The organism is Levilactobacillus sp. FUA 3915 (assembly GCF_044053135.1).
Taxonomy (GTDB): domain Bacteria; phylum Bacillota; class Bacilli; order Lactobacillales; family Lactobacillaceae; genus Levilactobacillus; species Levilactobacillus lanxiensis.
In genome coordinates, this window is record NZ_CP168704.1 from 472021 (window position 1) to 485377 (window position 13357).

The window sequence follows — 13357 nt, forward strand, 5'->3', positions numbered from 1 at the left end:
CAACATTTCCATAGATTTTGTTGTGTTCACGACAAATCCGTCGACATTGACGGTTGTCACGACCACAATTTATTTTTATGATATTAGACACGGTGTTGCATTAATGTTTATTTTATCAGAAAAATAGCCTGAGCAACAGCCGAAAGCCAAAATATGGAAGGATTATTTTAAAATGCTGGAACTAAAACATATTAAGAAATATTACTACGTGGGTGATTCCGTCACGAAGGCCCTCGACGATGTTTCCGTGGCGTTCCGTTCACAGGAGTTTGTCGCCATCCTCGGTCCCAGTGGTTCCGGGAAGACGACCATGCTGAACGGCATTGGTGGCCTGGATATTTACGACTCCGGGGACCTTGCCATTGAAGGAAAATCCACCAAGGACTTCTCTGAAGCAGATTGGGACGCCTACCGGAACAATTCCGTCGGGTTCATTTTCCAAAGCTACAACATCATCAGTCACCTGAGCATCCTGGACAACGTGGAGATGGGGATGACGCTGAGTGGTGTCTCCAACGCCGAGAAAAAGGAAAAGGCGCTGAAGGCCCTCGACCGCGTCGGCCTGTCCGACCACATCAACAAGAAGCCTAACCAACTGTCTGGTGGGCAATTACAACGGGTCGCCATTGCGCGGGCCATTGCGAACGAGCCCGAAATTCTGTTGTGTGACGAACCAACCGGTGCCCTGGATACCGAGACCAGTGAAGAAATCATGCAGCTGATCAAGGAACTCTCTGCGGAACGGTTGGTCATCATGGTGACGCATAACCCTGACCTGGCCCGCCAATACGCCGACCGGATCATCGAATTTGCCGATGGGAAGATTCAACACGATTCCAACCCCTACGACGAGCACACTGACGCCCAACAATTTGAATTGAAGAAGACCCGGATGACATTCTGGACGGCCTTGAAGCTGTCATTTAACAACATTCGGACCAAGAAAGGCCGGACCGCGCTGACCGCCTTTGCATCTAGTATCGGGATCATCGGGATTGCCATCGTCTTGGCCCTCTCCAATGGATTCCAAGCGCAAATCAACAAGACCCAGGCGAACACGCTGGCCCAGTTCCCCGTCACCATTTCACAGACGGCCACGAGTGCCACGGGACAGTCCAACGATACGGTCAAGGCGAACAACAAAAAGGTCGTCACGGCTAAGGTCAGCCAGCAAGACAAGGCGACCCACACCAATAAGCTTACCAAGAGTTACTTAAATTATGTTAAAAATCTGGATACCAAGTTGAGTAAGAACGTCACATACACCTACTCGACCGGGATGAACCTCCTGCGCCAAGTCAACGGGAAGACGAAAACGGTCTCCTTCTCTAATGTTGACAACAGTGGCTCCAGCAGTGCCAGCGCCATGCAAACGGCGATGAGTGCCTCGACCGGAGTCGGCGGTTCCGTTTACCCTAGTGCAAACGATGGCGGGACCAACTTCCTGAAGAAGCACTACAAGCTGGTGTCCGGGACCTATCCGAAGAGCGCCAACGACGTCATCTTAATCGTTGACCGTGATGGCTCCACTAACATCAACGCGTTGAAGAACCTGGGGTACACCGTGAAGAACAACCAGACCTTCAACTACAACAAGATTGTTGGCACCAAGATGAAGATCGTGAACAACAACGATTACTACCAAAGCTTGCCAACCGGGAACTACCTGCCAAACAAGGCCACCAACTCCCTGTACAACAACAGCCATAACACGACCATCAAGATTGCGGGTATTGTGAAAGTTAAGGCGAAGTCTTCCGAAAACGTCTTGGCTTCCGGGATTGCTTACAGCGATAAGTTGACCCAAAACATCATTAAAGACAACAAGGATTCCAAAATCGTTAAGGCTCAAAAGAAGGCTAGCGATAACGTGATGACGGGCCAAACCGTGGATAGCACGACCAAGAAGTCCTTGATCAGCTACCTCGGGGGCTCCACCACCCCAGCCAGCATTCTGATCTACCCCAACACGTTCAAGAACAAGGATAAGGTGTTAACGTACTTGGACAAGTACAACAAGGGGAAGAGCAAGTCCGATAAGGTGATCTACACCGACATGGCTGGGACGGTTTCCAGCTTGACGGGTGGGCTGATGGATGCCATCACCTACGTACTGGTCGCCTTTGCCGGAATTTCGCTGGTAACCAGTATGATCATGATTGCCATCATCACCTACACCTCCGTATTGGAACGGACCAAGGAAATCGGGATTCTGAAGGCCTTAGGGGCCCGGAAGAAAGATATCACTCGTGTCTTTGATGCCGAAACGTTCATTCTCGGTGTCGGTTCCGGTGCTCTGGGTGTCGTCATCGCTTGGCTGTTGACGTTCCCAATCAATATTGTGTTGAAGAGCATCACCGACCTGAGCAACGTGGCACACCTCAATCCCGTTCACGGTATCGTGCTGATTATCATCAGTACCGTCCTGACAATGTTAGGTGGGCACATCCCAGCTCGAATGGCGGCTAAGAAAGATGCCGCTACGGCTTTACGTTCTGAATAAAAATAGTGATGAATTGAAAACTGCGTCACTCCCGGAATTGGGGGTGGCGCAGTTTTTTGTTGCGGTTATGTGCGTTTGTGGATAGGCTTGGGGATAAGTGTTTAAGCCAAGCTGCTTGAATTAAGTTATTCACAGGTGATTGTTTATAACTTGCTGGTGACACTGGCGTAAAACGTTAACTTTGCTCTCGCCACGTTATCCGGAAACTTGCGGCCTCTGAAACGCGTTACTATCGGGCAACTGGTTCCGCTTAACCCCTTTAAGCAAACGACCCAGACCCGGGGTCATTCACTTAAAGCCGTTAATGCTCGCCAGCTAACCGCCCTTCGTATCGCTCTTGTCTGAAACGTGCTACACAGGGCAGGTCCCTGCGCTTAGAAAAATAAGGTGCCCTGCTCGGCTCTGCTGTTATTGGTAATACTGGCGTAAACCGCTAACTTTTCTCTCGCCATTATTTCCGGAAACTTGCGGCCTCTGAAACGTGCTACGCGAGCCAGACTCCTGCGCTTAGAAAAATAAGGCGCCCTGCTCGGCTTTGCCGAACAGAACGCCTTATTCCTCTAATGCTCAGAGTCTAAACGGCTCGCTCCGCACTCTAATCCTTAACTTCCTTACTAGCTGCCGCGATGAAGTCCCGGAATAACCCTTCTGGACGTTCTGGTCGTGACAAGAATTCTGGGTGGTATTGAGCAGCCACGAAGAATTTCTTCTTTGGTAATTCAATGACTTCTACCAGGTGGTCGTCAGGTGAGGTTCCTGAGAAGACCAGGCCCTTGGCTGCCATTTCTTCACGGTATTGGTTGTTAAATTCGTACCGGTGACGGTGACGTTCCTCAACCATTGGCTGATTGTCGTAAGCTGCGGCAGCGACACTGCCTGGCTTCAGCTTGCAAGGGTACAGGCCCAACCGTTGGGTTCCACCCATTTCGTGGACGTCAGCTTGGTCGGCCATCAGATCAATGATCTTGTGCGTCGTGCTGGGGTCCATTTCAGTGGAGTTGGCATCCTTGTAGCCCAGAATATCGCGGGCAAATTCGATGCTGGCCACTTGCATCCCCAGGCAAATTCCCAAGAATGGCACGTCTTGTTCCCGAGCATACTTGATGGACGTGATCATGCCTTCGATTCCTCGGTCACCGAAACCACCAGGAACGATGATGCCGTCAGCGTCGCCCAACATGTCTTGAACGTTGTCGTCGGTAATTTCTTCAGCGTCAATCATCTTCAAGTCAATGTTGGCATCCACTGGGTAACCAGCGTGTTGTAAGGCTTCGTCAACGGAAATGTAGGCATCATGCAACGCCACATATTTCCCGACCAAAGCAATCTTGATAGTCCGCGTTAAGTTTTGCATGTGGTCCACCATTGCGGCCCACTGGGTCATATCTGCCTTAGGGGCCTTAACCTGGAAATGATCCAAGACAATCTGGTCTAACCCTTGGTCTTGTAACCGCAAAGGAATCGAGTAGATGGTTGACACATCCATGGATTCGATGACGGATGATGGCTTCACGTCACAGAATAACGCAATCTTCCGCCGCATCTCGTCGGTGATTGGGGCTTCGGTCCGGACAACCAAAATGTTTGGTTGAATCCCGATGCTCCGTAATTCCCGAACAGAATGTTGCGTTGGCTTGGTCTTCATTTCGTGAGCCGCGTGCAGCGTTGGGACCAGCGTCGTGTGAATGTAAACCACGTTCTCGTCGCCAACTTCTGCCTTCATTTGCCGAATGGCTTCCAGGAAGGGTTGTGATTCGATATCCCCAACGGTCCCACCGATTTCGGTAATGACAAAGTCTGCGCCTAGCGTCTTACCAGCGCGCATAATCTTTTCCTTGATCATCCCAGTGATGTGTGGAATGACTTGAACCGTCGCGCCTAAGTAATCGCCGCGCCGTTCTTTTTCCAAAACTTCCGAATAAATCTTACCAGTCGTGACGTTCGAATATTTGTTCAAGTTGTTATCGATGAACCGTTCGTAATGGCCTAAGTCCAAATCTGTTTCGGTCCCATCGTCGGTGACGAAGACTTCCCCGTGTTGGTAGGGGTTCATCGTGCCGGGATCCACGTTAATGTAAGGATCGAATTTTTGAATGGTCACGTTTAAACCACGGTTTTTTAACAACCGTCCTAGGGAAGCGGCCACAATCCCCTTACCTAGTGATGAAACCACGCCGCCAGTCACAAAAATATATTTGGTCATGTGCAAACTCCTCGTAAGATTATTTAGGGTCGGAAAACTATAAAAAAAGCTCCCTATCCATAGCGAATAGGGAGCTTACCGTCCAGTTGTCCTCGCTACAAGTAGCAAGGAGCCCAAAAAATATAATACCTGCTTTTGGGCAGGAGGTCAAGCGAAGTTCAGAAATTATTTCTGTTCTTCGTCGTCTTCATCATCATCGTCTTCATCGTCATCGGCGGAGAAGTCGAGATTCTCGTCATCGTCGTCCGGTGCTTCCATTTGGGAAAGCTGGTCTTCGATACCGTCCGGAATATCTTCCGTGTCATCTTCTTCATCATCGTCGTCGATGCCTAAGCCGGTCTGGAGCTTGCCCAGATCTGGCGCCGTTGAACCGGTGGTGTCATCGTCATCATCGTCACTGTAAGTGCTGGTGGTGTCGTCATCTTCCGGATCATCATCGTCGTAATCGATCACGTCATCGTCATCGGTCGTATCAGCCAAGAAGGCGTTAACCTTCTTCCGCTTCTTACGCTTAGGTTGATCTTCATCTTCCTCGGCGTGTACGGTGGCTTCATCGATGGATTCAAACGGATACCAAGTTCGCAGTCCCCAAAGGTTATCACCCAGAGAAATGAAACTACCATCGACATTTAAATCCGTATAGAATTGGGACAGCCGGTCACGAATTTCTTCGTCGCTGTCGCCCAAATATGATTGGACGGCGTTAGCCAAATCGGCAAACCCCATCACGTCGCCGTGCTGAGACAAAATGGCGTGAGCAACTTCGATCATTGATAATTCCTTTTTATTCTGGCCCTCAAAGACTTTTAATTCCAAACTGGTGCACGTCCTTTCCACAGTCTACGAAATATGATACTCGTTTATGCCGTAAATTGCAATCGAATCTTGTAGTTTCCGACCAGATCATCATTTGCGTAGAGTAAATAATCAATTTTAACGTTGCCACTAAACGGTTTCTCCTTGAAACTCGTTTCCAAGTAAGGGGTGACCGTTTCAATCGGCATCATGCCATAGGGCGTGTTATACCGGGCCGTGACCCGCTTGCCACTCACAAAGTGCAGGCGTAATTCTGCCTCGGCGTTCCGCGTCAAATGCACGTCACCTTCCGGGGTGAATTTCATGGTCACGGGTGTTTGTTCACCGGTCTCTTTGTTGGGCTCTAAGTACCGTAAATACAGGTTGTGCCCCATCTGGACTAACTGACCATCCACATCCAAGCGGTAGTCGGAAACGTCCTGGTCTTGCTTGATGTGCGTCTCCAAGTGAATCATGACGGGCACGCCCGTAGATAATTGATCCATTTGCACACTTCCTTTCCGCGAATTGTCTAGGTTAATTATAGTTCATTTTCAGCGGAAAGCCTACCAATTATCTTGATTTCCTGTTCCGGACAGTTTTCCGCCATCCGCCCCGAGATTAAGCCCCGGGTAAGAACTGGTCCGGACCATGACGGCGCAAGCGTTTTCTAGTATAATGAGAGGTTGAAGATACTGAACGAAAGAAGGCGGGCGCCATGTTTCCCTTTGACCTCCCCACAGATACGATTCAAACCGTGACCACACCGATCCCGGCTGATAATAAAAATCAAGCTTTTGGTTACACCAATGCGCTCCTAGACCTCGTTGTTGACCTTCAGGAGCCCATACTGCACTTCTGGACCATGCAACCGACCGTTATCATGGGACTGAAGGATAAACGGCTTCCCGACCTGACAGCGGCTGTCAGCGCCGTTCAGGCTCACGACTACGATTACGTTCTTCGTAATTCTGGCGGCTTGGCCGTCGTCAGCGATGCTGGGGTGTTAAACGTCTCACTGTTTGCCCCACTGACCACCCCACCGATTAGTGTGGAAGCCGCCTACGCGCAAATGACCACGTTGGTTGACGCCGCCTGGCCAGAACTGACCTTGAAGCACTATGAAATTACCCGGTCTTACTGCCCCGGTGACTACGACCTAAGCGTCGACGGTCATAAGATTGCGGGAATCGCCCAGCGGCGGAGTCCGCACGCGCTGGTCACCATGCTGTACCTGGGGGTGAACGGCGATCAGCCCGCCCGGGGTCAACTGATTCGAGACTTTTATCAGGCCGGTCTCGGGGATGCCGAGAATACATGGGGCTTCCCCGACGTCGACCCTGACGTCATGACCACGACTTCAGCATTACTGCACCAAGACTTAACAGTTGCCGACGCGGAACAACGCTTTATCACCGCGGCAGAATCGGCTGGCCTGCACGTCGGTCGTGAAAAGCTCGCTACCTTGATGGCCACGCCTAAATTCACGACAGCGCTCGACCACGCCACGGCCCAAATGGCCCGCCGCCAACCACGGCTCACTTCAAACTAGCAAGGAGGAATCAGTGTGACTTATGCCCAACAACGGCTCCCCCGGGAGAAAGTTTTCCGGGATCCCGTGCACAACTACATTTACGTGCAACACCAAATTATTCTTGACCTGATCAATACCCGCGAGTTCCAGCGGCTACGTCGTATCAAGCAATTGGGAACCGCCTCACTGATCTTCCACGGGGCGGAACATTCTCGCTTCACCCACTCGTTGGGGGTTTACGAAATCACCCGGCAGATCTGTGATAATTTTCAACGAAATTACCCGACCAAGACACCGGGAGATGGCGGCTGGGATGACAACGAGCGGCTGACCGCGCTATGTGCCGCGCTACTCCATGACATTGGCCATGGCCCGTACTCCCACACCTTTGAACATATTTTCCACACAAACCATGAAGCCATCACCGTTGAAATCCTGACCTCACCAGAAACCGAGGTCAATCAGGTACTCCGCCGGGTCAGTCCAACCTTCCCCGCCGAAGTGGCTAGCGTGATTCAAAAGACTTATCCGAATCCCCAGGTCGTCCAAATGATTTCCAGTCAGATTGATGCTGACCGAATGGACTACCTTCTGCGGGACGCCTACTACACGGGCACCCAATACGGAACGTTTGATTTGACCCGAATTCTGCGGGTGATGCGACCTTACAAGGATGGGATTGCCTTTGCCATGAACGGGATGCACGCGGTTGAGGACTACATCGTCAGTCGTTTCCAAATGTATCAACAAGTCTACTTCCACCCGGTCTCTCGGTCCATGGAAGTCATCTTAGACCACCTCTTAGGCCGGGCCAACGAACTGTACCAAGCAAACGAAACGGATGAGAGTTTCATCCCCCATTTGCTCCTACCGTTCTTCAATCATGAATTCGACCTCCAAGATTATTTAAACCTGGATGATGGTGTCTTGACGACCTACTTCATTCACTGGCGCCAATCCCCAGATGAGATTCTGGCTGACTTGGCCCATCGCTTCCTCGACCGCAAGCCACTAAAGAGTGCTGAATACTCAGAAGCCACCAAGGCCCTGTTACCACAGCTCCGCCAAATGATTCGTTCCGTGGGCTTTAACACGGACTACTATACGGCCACCGACAACAGTTACGACCTGCCTTACGATGACGCCTACGATCCGAAGATGACCTACCCGTTGACCCAGATTGAGCTGCAAGAACCCGATGGGACCCTCCTGGAATTGTCCACGGTTTCCGACTTAGTCAACGCCATTCGTGGCAAATTCTCGGGTGACCAACGGTTCTTCTTCCCTAAGGAAATGTTGAACCCTGGTAACGATGCCCCCGAGCTCTTCCAGCCCATCTACGATGAATTCGGCACTTACATTCAGAACAACCAATTGATTCAACCCAAGGAGTCCTAAGCATGACGGTTAAACTCATTTCACTCGATATTGACGGTACTTTACTCACACCCAATAACAAACTAGCACTCTCCACCATCGACGCCATTAAAGCAGCGACCGCTTCCGGTATCAAGGTCGTTCTCTGTAGCGGTCGCCCCCTCGCTGGGGTGCAACCCTACTTAGATATGCTCGATTTAACCGGTGACGACCAATACGTCATCACCCACGATGGTGCGTCGATTCAAACCACCAGTGGGCACCCGCTGATCACCCATTCACTTAGCTTAAATGACGCCGAACGTCTGGCCGACCTGGCTGACCACTCAGAGGTGCACTACCATTTGATTACCCCCCAAGCCATTTACACGCCCAATCGGCCGGCCAGTGCTTACTCGATTCGTGAGAGTCGGTTGGTCCATTTGCCATTAAACTATCAGCCGGCCGATAAGATTCCAGCCGGAGAGGACCTCCTGACCTTCGTCTACATTGACGAGAAGGACATCATTGACCACTTCGAGCAGACCCTACCACCCGCACTTCACCATCAGTTCTACGTGGTTCGGACGGACCCACATTTCATCGAGGTCCTTAACCACCACGTTAGCAAGGCCGCGGCCCTCACGGAACTCGCCGACCGGCTGCACATTACCGCTGACGAGACCATGGCTATCGGGGATGGCAAAAATGATTTGCCAATGCTCCAGGCCGCCGGCTTAGGCGTCGCCATGGGTAACGCCACGGCAACGGTGCAAGCCGCGGCCGATGCCGTTACCAGCAGTAATGCTGAAGACGGTGTGGCAAACGCCATTTTGAAATACGCACTATCACTTTAATCATCTGAAGGAGACGCATCCATGACCATCAAATTAATTGCGATTGACATCGACGGCACACTACTCAACGAAAAGAACGAGTTAGCCCAAGAAACGATTGACGCCGTACAAGCAGCCAAAGCCCAAGGCATCAAGGTCGTTCTGTGTACCGGTCGGCCTCTGACCGGGGTCCAACCTTACCTCGACGCCATGGGAATCAGCGGTGATGACCAATACGCCATCACCTTTAATGGTTCTGTCGCCCAAACGATTTCGGGTAAGGTCCTCACCAATCATTCATTGACCTATGACGACTATATTGACTTGGAAAGTTTGTCCCGCAAACTCCAATCACATTTTCAAATCGAAACGCCCGACTACATTTACACGGCCAATAAAAACATCAGTGCCTACACCATCGCGGAAAGTTACCTGGTCCGGATGTTGATTCGGTACCGTGAAGTTAGCGAAACCCCTCGCGACCTGACGATTTCTAAGGCCATGTTTGTTGACGACCCTGCTGTGATTGACCGGGTTAAGGCCAACATGCCACAGAGTTTTAAGGAGCGCTTCAGCGTGGTCCAAAGTGCGCCCTACTTTATCGAAGTCATGAACAATCATGCCAGCAAGGGGGGCACCCTGGGCGAATTGGTTACCCAGTTGGGGCTGACCGCTGATGACGTGATGACCTTAGGTGACCAAGGCAACGACCTGACCATGATCAAGTACGCCGGTTTAGGGGTCGCCATGGGCAATGCCATCGACGAGGTCAAGGAAGCGGCCCAAGCGGTCACCCTGACGAACGCCGAAAATGGGGTTGCTGCCGCCATTCGGAAGTATGCCCTACAGTAAAACTAATCTGACCCGTTATCGACTTACCCGCTAAGCGGATAAGTCGATTTTTTAATTAACTCACCGAACCTCGGTTAAAATTCCAACCTGGATAGCATTTCTTAACCCTATCATTGGCTCACGTGGTAATCTTGTCGCAATCAGAGGAGATGAATGGCTTATGAATATAAAAGAATTCGCTGAAAAGGTGGACTGTCATCCAGACACCCTGCGTTTCTACGAGAAAATGGGCATTCTTGTGCCAGGTCGTACCGACGGCAATTACCGCCAATACACGGTCGAAGACCTCACCACCTACCGCATCATCCATAGTCTCAAACGCGCGGGCCTGCCTTTGGATGAAATCCAAGACATCCTCCACCTACGCTCGGCCAATGTCTGTGCCACCTGCTGTGCCGATACTCTCCGGTTCATCACGGGAAAACACGCGCAGTTCATTGATAACCAACATTTTTACGCCGAACTTGCCGTTTTGACCGATCAAATGGCCGAGGCCCTCACAACCTCCACCCTATCCAAGAGTGAACTAGATACCATGATTGAGGAAATTGGTGAGTTGGACGATCAAGTCGTTTAACCGGAGACCGTGGCCCGTGCCGCGCGGAGATAGCCGCTATGCTGCAACCCTGATATCGGAGTGTCCATCGGGAAGCTCCGATTTTTTGTTGGCCTATTTTTTCAAATGGGGTGGCATTTCACGGCCATGCTGCCTGAAATACTGGTAATTCTTATCCAGTCGCAGCCAAAATGCGGGCTTCATCTCTATGATGCCCGCCAGATTTTCTGCAAACGCCACCGTTATCTGTGCATCCCCGCGCAGAACCGCCGCAACGTAATCGGGCGATGTGGCGGTTCGATGGGCCAATTCGCCTGGTGAAATTCCTAAAGCCGCTAATGATTCCGCCAATATCTCTCCCGGTTTTGACACATAATCCCGATTCAAGGGAAAACCTTTTCTGACCAATGTAACAACCTCCTTCAACCTACCTATAAACCCTGTAATATCGCCAGTTTGTTCTGGTGTATGGCCTACTATATCAGAACAAACGTTCGCTGAATAGGGGAATCGTATTGGCTATCAGGCTAGTTAATCCCCTAGACGACCACGCAAAAAGGACACCCCTAACTGGAAGTGTCCCATATAGCTGATCTATTTAACTCGCCTATTCGGCTGGAACTAACCGGTGTGCTTGAATAAACTGCTGGAACGTTTCAAAACACGTCGTCAAAAATTTCAGTGTCCGGTCATCGGTTAACTGACCGGCTTCGTTGAATTGTTGTTTTGCGAAGCCCATCATAAATTGATTTCCTGACAGAACGTGCGCATTCAACCCAGGGGAGTTTAAGATTTCTCGTAACTGCGTTTGGGCGAATGACGTCCCCTGTTGACCGAGTGATGCACCGACCACCATCACGGGCTTATCCGCAAAGGGGTGTGCCGCGTAGGACAGCCATTCCAAACAATTCTTGAGGCTGGCTGGAATCGAGTGGTCATATTCTGGTGTCGCAATGACCACGCCGTCTGCCGCCGCAATCTTATCTGCCATGGCAACGACACACGCCGGCGTTGGTTGGGCCGTTGATTCGTTGAATAAAGGCAGCTCTTTAATTTCCTGTACCTCAATCGTCACGTCCGTCGTAAAATGCTGGGCCATGAACTGTAGCAATAAGCGATTGTAAGAGAAGTCGGCGTTATTGCCAACTAAACCAATAATTTTCATTAGGCCGTCTCCTCTGCCACTTTTAAATAGCTGGCAATGCTTTGGCCGGCATTCCGCCCTGAATAGAAGGCGTAACCCACACACGTCCCTGGCATGTTCGGACCATAGGTGTCCCCAACCAAACCAGAAGAATCATTTCCGGCCGCGTACAGCCCAGGAATCACTTGGCCATCGTTATCCAGAACTTCATTTTCTGGCGTCACTTGTAGACCACCCATCGTACAGAAGGCCCCCGTGTTCAGCTTGAAGCCGTAGTAAGGTCCTTGGTTGACCGGCACCATGTAGGCCGCATCCTTCCCAAACAAGTCATCTTCACCTTTTTCGGCTGATTGATTGTATTGGTGAATTGTCTGGCTAAGTTGGGCGACAGGCAGTTCCATCTTCTCAGCCAACTCTTCTAACGTGTCCGCCTTGAAAATAAATGGCTTGTCAGCAGCAACGGCGGCATCAATTTCGTCTTGGAGCTTCGTCATCTTTTCACCACGCTTAACGTAAACGCCTAAGCCCATGAAGTTTCCTTCAGTGGCCATCCGGTCGATGACGCCTTGATCCAGAATACTGTAGACGGCGTTTTGGGTGTACATAGCGTTACCCGCGTAGGAGAAGTTGTAAACGACACTTTCATCAACGAAACGTTCACCCTTTTCGTTGACCCACAGCAAAGGTTGTTGGCCGGCTGCTGCGTTCATTTGTGATCCCATGAACTTGAATGAAGGTTCGTCTGGATCTTTCAAGTAACCGCCAAAAAGCATTGCAGTCCCCGTACCAGAAGGCTTAGCGCCCGCATCCCAGGCCATTTGTAACCCATCGCCAGTCCCTTTACCAGAACTAACGGGAATCAACCGGTCCGTGTCGTAGGCCGTTAACTCTGACATCATCTTAGGGTTGTTGAGGTAACCACCCGTGGCCATGACAACTGCAGGTGTTTGAATCTCAACGACTTTACCAGAATCTTCATCCTTCACATCAACGGCCACGATTTCACCGTTGTCATTGCGATGCAGACCTTGGGCTGAGGTTGACGTTAAAATTTCGACACCAGCTTCTTCGGCTTTAGGCTGCAGGGCACCGTGAATGACTTGGTTCCCCATCCCCTTGTAAATGTGCCAGGTGGCTTCACCGTCGCCCATTGCTTGAACGCCTTCGTACTCAACGCCTTGGTCGGCTAACCATTGCACGTTATCGGCACTAGCATCGACATACTTCCGCCAAATTCTGGAATCAGCCTTGTACTTGGAGTAGGCGACTTCTTCCTTTAAGACTTCCGTCCCAGAAACGTGAATGCCAGCGTCCTTTTGTAAGTAAGAATCAACGGCGAACAAGCCTTCCGTATAGTTACTGCTTCCACCAGTCGTGTGACCCTTTTCCAGCAATAAAACCTTTAGGCCTTGTTGTGCAGCGGTCAAAGCGGCTGACATACCGGCAGCACCAGTCCCAGCAACGACAACATCGTAACTTTTTTCATTTGGGATAGACATCATTATTCCTCCATTTTGTTAGTGAATTTATACACAATAGGTTATAAAAAAATATCGGTTGAACTAATTGATTAACGAA

At 50.7% G+C, this 13357-nt stretch carries 12 protein-coding genes; 6 read left to right on the plus strand and 6 right to left on the minus strand.

Annotation, left to right across the window (positions count from 1 at the left end):
• Nucleotides 1-172: 172 nt before the first annotated feature.
• Nucleotides 173-2503, plus strand: coding sequence for an ATP-binding cassette domain-containing protein (locus tag ACEPST_RS02580; protein WP_204121534.1), 2331 nt, complete (start codon nucleotides 173-175; stop codon nucleotides 2501-2503).
• 595 nt (nucleotides 2504-3098) lie between these two features.
• On the opposite strand, the gene ACEPST_RS02585 is transcribed toward ACEPST_RS02580, so the two are convergent.
• From ACEPST_RS02585 to ACEPST_RS02595, 3 genes are all read right to left on the minus strand, one after another.
• Complete coding sequence (locus tag ACEPST_RS02585; RefSeq protein ID WP_203646800.1) at nucleotides 3099-4706, minus strand: CTP synthase; 1608 nt, start codon at nucleotides 4704-4706, stop codon at nucleotides 3099-3101.
• A 165-nt stretch (nucleotides 4707-4871) separates the two neighbouring features.
• Complete coding sequence (gene rpoE, locus ACEPST_RS02590) at nucleotides 4872-5522, minus strand: DNA-directed RNA polymerase subunit delta (protein ID WP_125765481.1); 651 nt, start codon at nucleotides 5520-5522, stop codon at nucleotides 4872-4874.
• A 44-nt stretch (nucleotides 5523-5566) separates the two neighbouring features.
• On the minus strand, nucleotides 5567-6007 hold the full coding sequence (locus tag ACEPST_RS02595; protein ID WP_125765480.1) for a DUF1934 domain-containing protein: 441 nt from the start codon (nucleotides 6005-6007) through the stop codon (nucleotides 5567-5569).
• 212 nt (nucleotides 6008-6219) lie between these two features.
• Here ACEPST_RS02595 and ACEPST_RS02600 point away from each other — a divergent pair, with 212 nt between their 5' ends.
• The 5 genes from ACEPST_RS02600 (at nucleotide 6220) to ACEPST_RS02620 (ending at nucleotide 10656) form a co-directional block, all read left to right on the plus strand.
• Entirely contained in the window at nucleotides 6220-7053 is an 834-nt protein-coding gene (locus tag ACEPST_RS02600) for a lipoate--protein ligase family protein (RefSeq protein WP_204121535.1), read from the plus strand.
• Nucleotides 7054-7068: 15 nt separating this feature from the next.
• Complete coding sequence (locus ACEPST_RS02605; RefSeq protein ID WP_275404335.1) at nucleotides 7069-8433, plus strand: HD domain-containing protein; 1365 nt, start codon at nucleotides 7069-7071, stop codon at nucleotides 8431-8433.
• Nucleotides 8434-8435: 2 nt separating this feature from the next.
• Nucleotides 8436-9248 carry a Cof-type HAD-IIB family hydrolase gene (locus tag ACEPST_RS02610; RefSeq protein ID WP_204121536.1) on the plus strand — a complete coding sequence of 271 codons (813 nt, stop codon included), beginning with the start codon at nucleotides 8436-8438 and terminating at the stop codon, nucleotides 9246-9248.
• Nucleotides 9249-9269: 21 nt separating this feature from the next.
• Nucleotides 9270-10079 carry a sugar-phosphatase gene (gene yidA, locus ACEPST_RS02615; RefSeq protein ID WP_204121537.1) on the plus strand — a complete coding sequence of 270 codons (810 nt, stop codon included), beginning with the start codon at nucleotides 9270-9272 and terminating at the stop codon, nucleotides 10077-10079.
• Nucleotides 10080-10239: 160 nt separating this feature from the next.
• Nucleotides 10240-10656, plus strand: coding sequence for a MerR family transcriptional regulator (locus ACEPST_RS02620; protein ID WP_203646788.1), 417 nt, complete (start codon nucleotides 10240-10242; stop codon nucleotides 10654-10656).
• 93 nt (nucleotides 10657-10749) lie between these two features.
• Here the strand turns inward: ACEPST_RS02620 and ACEPST_RS02625 are convergent, their stop codons facing one another.
• The 3 genes from ACEPST_RS02625 to ACEPST_RS02635 form a co-directional block, all read right to left on the minus strand.
• Nucleotides 10750-11043, minus strand: a complete 294-nt coding sequence (locus ACEPST_RS02625) for a helix-turn-helix transcriptional regulator (protein ID WP_204121538.1) — start codon at nucleotides 11041-11043, stop codon at nucleotides 10750-10752.
• Between the two features lie 199 nt (nucleotides 11044-11242).
• Nucleotides 11243-11800 carry an NADPH-dependent FMN reductase gene (locus tag ACEPST_RS02630; RefSeq protein ID WP_203639466.1) on the minus strand — a complete coding sequence of 186 codons (558 nt, stop codon included), beginning with the start codon at nucleotides 11798-11800 and terminating at the stop codon, nucleotides 11243-11245.
• The gene (locus tag ACEPST_RS02635) at nucleotides 11800-13278 is read right to left on the minus strand and encodes an FAD-dependent oxidoreductase (RefSeq protein ID WP_204121539.1); all 1479 of its coding nucleotides are present in this window, start codon (nucleotides 13276-13278) and stop codon (nucleotides 11800-11802) included. Before ACEPST_RS02635 ends, ACEPST_RS02630 begins: the two co-directional genes overlap by 1 nt.
• Nucleotides 13279-13357: the final 79 nt, after the last annotated feature.

Excerpts from the sequence above, each read along its gene's own strand:
- ACEPST_RS02585 (WP_203646800.1), bottom strand. The coding sequence starts at position 4,706 with ATGACCAAATATATTTTTGTGACTGGCGGCGTGGTTTCATCACTAGGT.
- ACEPST_RS02620 (WP_203646788.1), top strand. The coding sequence starts at position 10,240 with ATGAATATAAAAGAATTCGCTGAAAAGGTGGACTGTCATCCAGACACC.
- yidA (WP_204121537.1), top strand. The coding sequence starts at position 9,270 with ATGACCATCAAATTAATTGCGATTGACATCGACGGCACACTACTCAAC.
- ACEPST_RS02600 (WP_204121535.1), top strand. The coding sequence starts at position 6,220 with ATGTTTCCCTTTGACCTCCCCACAGATACGATTCAAACCGTGACCACA.
- ACEPST_RS02595 (WP_125765480.1), bottom strand. The coding sequence starts at position 6,007 with ATGGATCAATTATCTACGGGCGTGCCCGTCATGATTCACTTGGAGACG.
- ACEPST_RS02635 (WP_204121539.1), bottom strand. The coding sequence starts at position 13,278 with ATGTCTATCCCAAATGAAAAAAGTTACGATGTTGTCGTTGCTGGGACT.
- ACEPST_RS02630 (WP_203639466.1), bottom strand. The coding sequence starts at position 11,800 with ATGAAAATTATTGGTTTAGTTGGCAATAACGCCGACTTCTCTTACAAT.
- ACEPST_RS02610 (WP_204121536.1), top strand. The coding sequence starts at position 8,436 with ATGACGGTTAAACTCATTTCACTCGATATTGACGGTACTTTACTCACA.
- ACEPST_RS02580 (WP_204121534.1), top strand. The coding sequence starts at position 173 with ATGCTGGAACTAAAACATATTAAGAAATATTACTACGTGGGTGATTCC.